Source organism: Microbulbifer weihaiensis, from assembly GCF_048323715.1.
GTDB lineage: Bacteria > Pseudomonadota > Gammaproteobacteria > Pseudomonadales > Cellvibrionaceae > Microbulbifer.
Genome location: NZ_JBLWFL010000001.1, coordinates 918,475 through 924,620, shown reverse-complemented (window position 1 = coordinate 924,620; position 6,146 = coordinate 918,475). Strand labels below are relative to the sequence as shown.

4 protein-coding genes and 2 tRNA genes are annotated in these 6,146 nt (G+C 59.5%); 3 read left to right on the top strand and 3 right to left on the bottom strand.

Annotated elements, in window-relative coordinates:
- Position 1: 1 nt before the first annotated feature.
- Together ACNKU7_RS03830 and ACNKU7_RS03825 are read right to left on the bottom strand one after the other, a co-directional pair.
- Positions 2-78: transfer RNA gene (locus tag ACNKU7_RS03830), tRNA-Met, on the bottom strand.
- A 53-nt stretch (positions 79-131) separates the two neighbouring features.
- Positions 132-208 (bottom strand) — tRNA-Met (locus ACNKU7_RS03825).
- Positions 209-633: 425 nt separating this feature from the next.
- On the opposite strand from ACNKU7_RS03825, the gene ACNKU7_RS03820 reads away from it, so the two are divergent.
- The 3 genes from ACNKU7_RS03820 to ACNKU7_RS03810 all read left to right on the top strand — a co-directional run bounded on the left by ACNKU7_RS03820 (position 634) and on the right by ACNKU7_RS03810 (position 5,114).
- On the top strand, positions 634-2,742 hold the full coding sequence (locus tag ACNKU7_RS03820; protein WP_418295631.1) for a TonB-dependent receptor: 2,109 nt from the start codon (positions 634-636) through the stop codon (positions 2,740-2,742).
- A gap of 3 nt (positions 2,743-2,745) precedes the next feature.
- Positions 2,746-3,936 (top strand): PepSY-associated TM helix domain-containing protein, encoded by a 1,191-nt coding sequence (locus tag ACNKU7_RS03815; protein WP_418295630.1) that lies wholly within the window; start codon positions 2,746-2,748, stop codon positions 3,934-3,936.
- Positions 3,937-4,088: 152 nt separating this feature from the next.
- The gene (locus tag ACNKU7_RS03810; protein WP_418295629.1) at positions 4,089-5,114 is read left to right on the top strand and encodes a zinc-binding alcohol dehydrogenase family protein; all 1,026 of its coding nucleotides are present in this window, start codon (positions 4,089-4,091) and stop codon (positions 5,112-5,114) included.
- Between the two features lie 38 nt (positions 5,115-5,152).
- Here ACNKU7_RS03810 and ACNKU7_RS03805 read toward each other — a convergent pair whose 3' ends face one another.
- On the bottom strand, positions 5,153-6,142 hold the full coding sequence (locus ACNKU7_RS03805; RefSeq protein WP_418295628.1) for an XdhC family protein: 990 nt from the start codon (positions 6,140-6,142) through the stop codon (positions 5,153-5,155).
- Between the last annotated feature and the right edge of the window lie 4 nt (positions 6,143-6,146).

The following is a 6,146-nucleotide window of genomic DNA, read 5'->3' as shown; positions in this document are numbered from 1 at the left end:
TTGGTAGCGGGGGCAGGATTTGAACCTACGACCTTCGGGTTATGAGCCCGACGAGCTACCAGGCTGCTCCACCCCGCAACAACATCCTGGGGTTCAACAACCACTCACACCCGAGAGTATAAATGGAAATTTGGTAGCGGGGGCAGGATTTGAACCTACGACCTTCGGGTTATGAGCCCGACGAGCTACCAGGCTGCTCCACCCCGCACCAACAAACCCAGAGACCGAACCTGGTAAGACTTCGGTCTCTTGCAGTGGGTTGCCCCGACTGCTCAAGAGGCTGCGCATTCTAGGGGGGAGGCCTTGGTGAGTCAAGCCACTTTTGGCATTAATTCTCACATCGGCAGCCCAAGCCGATGTGCCAGCCCCGCTCTCCCTGCCAGCGCCCCATATTATAAGAAGGCCCCGCGCCAAAACGTGGGGAAAATTTAGGTCACCTGATGCATGCACGTGTAGTGTACACGCCCTTACTTTTGCGATTGATATCGATTCTCATTTTGTTTAGTATCGCCACCCAGAATTATGGCGACCCGTCGCATTGCGCTGGTTTCCCCCAGCCGCCATACCAACCCGGGTTACCAGTTAACAATTCCCTCTAATAATTCACTTTTCTGTTTCAAGGAGCTTCGCAGAATGCGCTGCCTGAAAACTTCGCTCGCCCTGGCCGTTGCGGCCGCCAGTACCGCCGCCTTTGCCGACAACACCACGACTTCCGACCAGCGGGTACAGGAAGAAGTGGTGGTAACCGCCAGCCGTACCGAGAAGCCACTCAGCGCCATTCCCAATACTGTGACCTTGATCGGTAAAGAAGCCCTGACCCAGCAGCTGGCGGCAACCAGCGACCTGTCCACAATCCTCGGCAACCTGGTTCCGAGCTTCGCCCCAAGCCGCCAGAAAATGACCAGCTCCGGTGAGAGCCTGCGCGGCCGCAAGCCCCTGTACCTGATCGACGGTGTGCCCCAGTCCAACCCGCTGCGCGATGGTGGGCGCGATGGCCACACTATCGACCCGCTGATGCTGGAGCGTGTTGAAGTCATTCACGGTGCCAATGCCATCCACGGCATGGGCGCGTCCGGCGGTATCATCAACCTGGTGACCCGCAAGCCCGGCGAAGAATTCCAGCAGAGCGTGCGGGTCGAGTCTGCGCTGCAGCCCGACGAGGTCGGCGATACCCTGGGCTACAACGGCAGCTACAGCATTTCCGGCATGGTCGATGCGGTGGATGTGCTGGCCAGCGTCACATACCGCAACAGCGGCATCAGCTACGACGCCAATGGGGACATCGTCGGCTTCGACAACACCCAGGGCGACACCATGGACGCCGACTCCATCAATGCATTTATCAAGAGCGGCTACAGCTGGGATGACCAGCGCCTGCAGCTGACCGTCAACCACTACCTGCTTGAAGGCAACAACAACTGGCTGAGCGTTGATGGCGACATTGATGCTGGCATCCCCACCACCGCGGTGGAGGCGGATGTACCGGGCAAGGCCCCGTCCAACGAAGTGACCACCATCAACCTGCAATACAGCAAGGAAGACTTCCTCGGGCAGAAACTGCGCGCGCAGGTCTTTTCCCAGGATTTTGCCGGCACCTACGGTGGCGGTATTTTTGATACTTTCGAGGATCCGGCCTTTGGCACGGATATTTACGATCAGTCCCAGAACAACTCCGAAAAGCTGGGCCTGAAACTCACCCTGATCAAGGATGAGATTGCCGGCGCCCCGGTGAGCCTCGCCTACGGTGTGGATCTGCTGGAAGATGAAACCTGGCAGCAACTGATCATGACCGGCCGCGCCTGGGTACCACCCACGCAGTACAAGAACATCGCGCCCTACGCCCAGGCAGAATTCACTGGCATCGACAAGCTGACAGTGACCGCCGGTGTGCGCCACGAGATTTCCGAGCTGAAGGTGGACGATTTCACCACTCTCTACTCCTACGGCAGCCAGTCGGTAAAGGGGGGCAACCCGGAGTTCAGCGAGACGCTGGGTAACATCGGTGCCACCTACGCCATCAGCGACGGCCTCCGCGTTTACGCCAACTACTCCGAAGGCTTCTCCATGCCGGACGTGGGCCGAGTGCTGCGCGGCATCAACCAGCCGGGCCAGGATGTGGAGAGCTTCCTCGACCTGCAACCGATCCTCACCGAAAACCAGGAACTTGGACTGGAGTTCAACGGAGATGTATTTACCGCGCAGGTCGCCTATTACACCTCGGATTCCGATTTCGGCCAGCGCCTGGCCCTGGGCAGCGACGGCATCTACAGCGTAAAACGCGAGCAGACCGAAATTGACGGCATCGAAGTGCGCGGCCAGTGGTTCGCCAGCGACACCGACACCATCGAAGTCCGCTATGCCTATACCAAGGGACGCTACGACGACGATGGTGACGGCAAAGTTGATACTGACCTGGACGGCCGCAATATCGCCCCCAACCGCTTCAACCTGAGCTGGACCCGCAACTGGACCGACAACTTCGGTACCCGCCTGCAGGCCAACTGGCTGCTGGATCGCGATTTCGAAAATGCGGCGGGTGAAGTCACCACGGAATTCGACGGCTACACCATCATCGATGCCAGCGCACAGCTGAAGGCACTGGGCGGTGAATTCTCTGTGGGGATCCAGAACCTGACCAATGAGGACTACTTCACCTACTACTCCCAGACCGCGGGTAACAACACCCGCAATTTCAAGGGCCTGGGCCGCAATGTGAACCTGTCCTACTCGAAGGTTTTCTAAACCGTGCGGCGCAGTTTTTTTATCCTGCACAAGTACGCAGGCCTGAGTCTGGGCCTGCTGCTGTCACTGATCGGCCTCACCGGCAGTATGCTGGTGTTCGATCATGCGCTGGATGAAAAGCTCGCGCCGGAAACAGTGACCTTCACGCCGTCCGAAGATCCCGCCACCTTCGCGGAGGTTATTGCCGCGGCCCAGGCCGCGGTAGCGGGCAACCCTCAGCCCACGCGGTTGATGACACCGCGACAGCCGGGCAGCCCGTTTGTGGTGCGGTTTCCCGGGCCGGAAGGCGCCCCCGGCCCGATTGAGGTCAGCGTATCCCCGACCGATGCCGAGGTGCTCGCGATCCGCGGTTGGGGCGATTTGTCGTCCGCGCCAATGACCTGGATCTATCGCCTGCACTACACGCTGCTGGCAGGCGGTACCGGAAAGACCGTGGTTGGCTTTATGGGGCTGCTGCTGATGGTGTTTTGCCTCACTGGCCTCATCCTGTGGTGGCCCAAAAAGCTCCGCGCGGCAACACCCGGTAAATCACGCTGGCAGCGGGCCTTTACCATCTCCCGCAGCGGTAATCGCTTCCGCTTTTACTTTGATGTGCACAAAGTATTCGGCATCTACTTCCTGCCACTCCTTTTGCTGATCAGTTTTTCCGGCGTTGCCATGGTATTTCCGCAGCAGGTGCGCAGCGTAGTCGGCACGCTGTTTACCACTGAACCTCTCGCAGCACTGCCGGGATCCCGCAGCAGCGACGGCACGCCAATTTCCGCCGATGCCGCGGCAACCATCGGCGCGCGGGTATTTCCCGGCGGCGAACTGAAACGTATCTACCTGCCGCGCAACAGCGCCGACAGTTATGGCCTGTCCTACCGCGCTGCCGGGGAAGTCTGGAGCAACTATGGCGCCAGCTTTGTGCGCCTCGATCAGTACTCCGGCGAAGTGCTGATGACGGAAAACGTCACCGAGATCCCCCTCGGCAACCGGATCCTGCGCTGGCAGTTCCCTCTCCATAATGGCGATGCACTCGGGCTCTTCGGACGCTGGCTGATATTACTGGCCGGCGTCACCCCCTCAATCCTGTTCAGCACCGGACTGTACCTGTGGTGGAAAAAGCGCAGGCTCAAGCAACGCGCCACTAATCCGCGGACAAAGACTCCCCCTGCGCCCGCCCCGGCGCCCACCTCCCCGGCAGCGCTGTGAACATCTGACTTAGATCAAAGCGCCACACGCAACGCTTGCCTAAAATCTGCTGCTGACGGAACAATGGCGCAGTGGTAGCAATGTCAGGGATTTGGCGTGCCACCTGCCATCCGCACTATTCCACCGCATTCACACAGGAAGGGAGTCCACCCGTGAAAGCCATCGGCCTGCATCAGTATCTGCCCATTGATAATGAAGAATCTCTGGTTGATTTCCAGATAGACCGCCCGGAACCCGGGCCGCGCGACCTGCTGGTGGCGGTAAAGGCGATTGCGGTCAACCCTGTCGATACCAAGGTACGGGCGCCAAAGACCGAGCCCGTGGTGGAAACCACCCCCAAAATCCTGGGCTGGGACGCGGCCGGTGAGGTCATCGCCGTTGGCCGCGAGGTCACCCACTTCCAGGCAGGCGACCAGGTTTTCTACGCCGGCGACATTACCCGCCCCGGATGCAACAGCGAATACCAGCTGGTGGACGAACGCATTGTCGGCAACATGCCGCGCACCCAGGATTTTGCGGCGGCCGCGGCGCTGCCCCTGACCAGCCTGACTGCCTGGGAGGCGCTGTTTGAAAGACTCGGGATATCTTCAACCGGAGACGATGCGGGCAAATCGATCCTGATCATCGGCGGCGCAGGCGGCGTCGGCTCCATCGCCATTCAACTGGCGCGCAATCTCGGCAAGCTCAATGTGATCGCCACTGCTTCACGCACCAAGTCCAGCATGTGGATAAAACAGATGGGCGCACAGCATGTAGTGAACCATCGCAACCCTGTGGATAAAGAACTGTGCGATATCGGTATCCCGATGGTGGATTACATACTCTGCCTCGCCGATACCGACCAACACTTCTCCGCCATGGCAAACGCCATCAGGCCCCAGGGGAAAATCTGCTGCGTGGTGGACAACCGCGATCCCCTGCCCCTGAACCTGCTGAAACCCAAAAGCGCCGTCTTTGTCTGGGAGTTCATGTTTACCCGCAGCATGTTTGAAACCGAGGATATGGATCATCAGGGGTGGATACTGAATCGCATAGCGGAACTGGTGGATGACGAAACGCTGATCACCACCGTCAGTGACACAGTGGAACCGATCAATGCGGCGAATTTGCGCCTGGCGCACCGGCAGCTGGAAACCGGGCGCACCATTGGCAAGCTGGTTTTAAGCGGCTGGGAATAATTTTAAGTCCAGCCTGGCAACAGGTGCATTGGCGAGCATCAGAGTGCATCGCGCCGGATGCCGCGCTGCACACGCAGGATATCCGCCATCACCGCCAGCGCAATTTCCGCCGGGGTTTTGCTGCCCAGGGCAAGGCCGATGGGCATATGGATGCGCTCCACTTCTGCTGCGCTCAAGCCTCCAGACGATAAAAGCCGGGTTGCCCGTTTATCCGAGGTTCGCCGTGACCCCATCACGCCGATATAGAATGCGTCAGTTCTGACCGCTTCCATCATTGCCAGGTCATCGATGCGCGGGTCGTGGGTCATTGCCACCACCGCGGTCTGCTGGTGGCAGTTGCCAGGCCCGGCAATAAACACGGAGGGAAAAATCTTCTCCAGACGCACACCGGCAAGATTGAAATCGCGATATTCCTCTTCCCGCGGCTCACACACGATCACTTCATAACCCAGCGCCACGGCAAACTCAGCACAGGGTCTGGCAACGCTGGAGAGACCGGCAATAATCAGGCGCGAAGCGGGGCCCACGCGAAGGCTCACACACCCGGCGGTGACGGCAACGGTTTCGCCACCCGCTTCCACAACCGGACGCAAGGTGCAGTGCCCGTCACTCAAAGAAACCGTGCGCAGTTTTTGCTGCTGCCCGCGCAGTACCCCGAGTAACTCGGCCATATGTTGACGGTTGTCATCCTCGGGAGACAGGCGCTCCACCAATACTTCCAGAATGCCACCGCAGGGCAACTGCACGCGCGGTCGTTCACTTGAGGCTTCGTCGCGCGGATCACCGTAGCGCTCGACACACACCCGCTGGTTGAATTCGCCGCGCTGAACCCGCTCGAGAAAATCCTCCTCGACGCAGCCACCAGACAGAGAACCCACATGGCGGCCATCCCCGCGTGCCACCATGATCGATCCCGGTTTCCGCGGCGAGGATCCAAACGTGGAAAGCACAGTACATAACCAGATAGTTTCACCGGCGTTCAACCACGCCAGTCCCTGCTCTACCACCTGTACATCGAGGTGTTGCATTACA

What these genes read in the sequence shown, in the direction of transcription:
- ACNKU7_RS03820 (WP_418295631.1), top strand. Translation starts at nt 634, where the DNA reads ATGCGCTGCCTGAAAACTTCGCTCGCCCTGGCCGTTGCGGCCGCCAGT.
- ACNKU7_RS03805 (WP_418295628.1), bottom strand. Translation starts at nt 6,142, where the DNA reads ATGCAACACCTCGATGTACAGGTGGTAGAGCAGGGACTGGCGTGGTTG.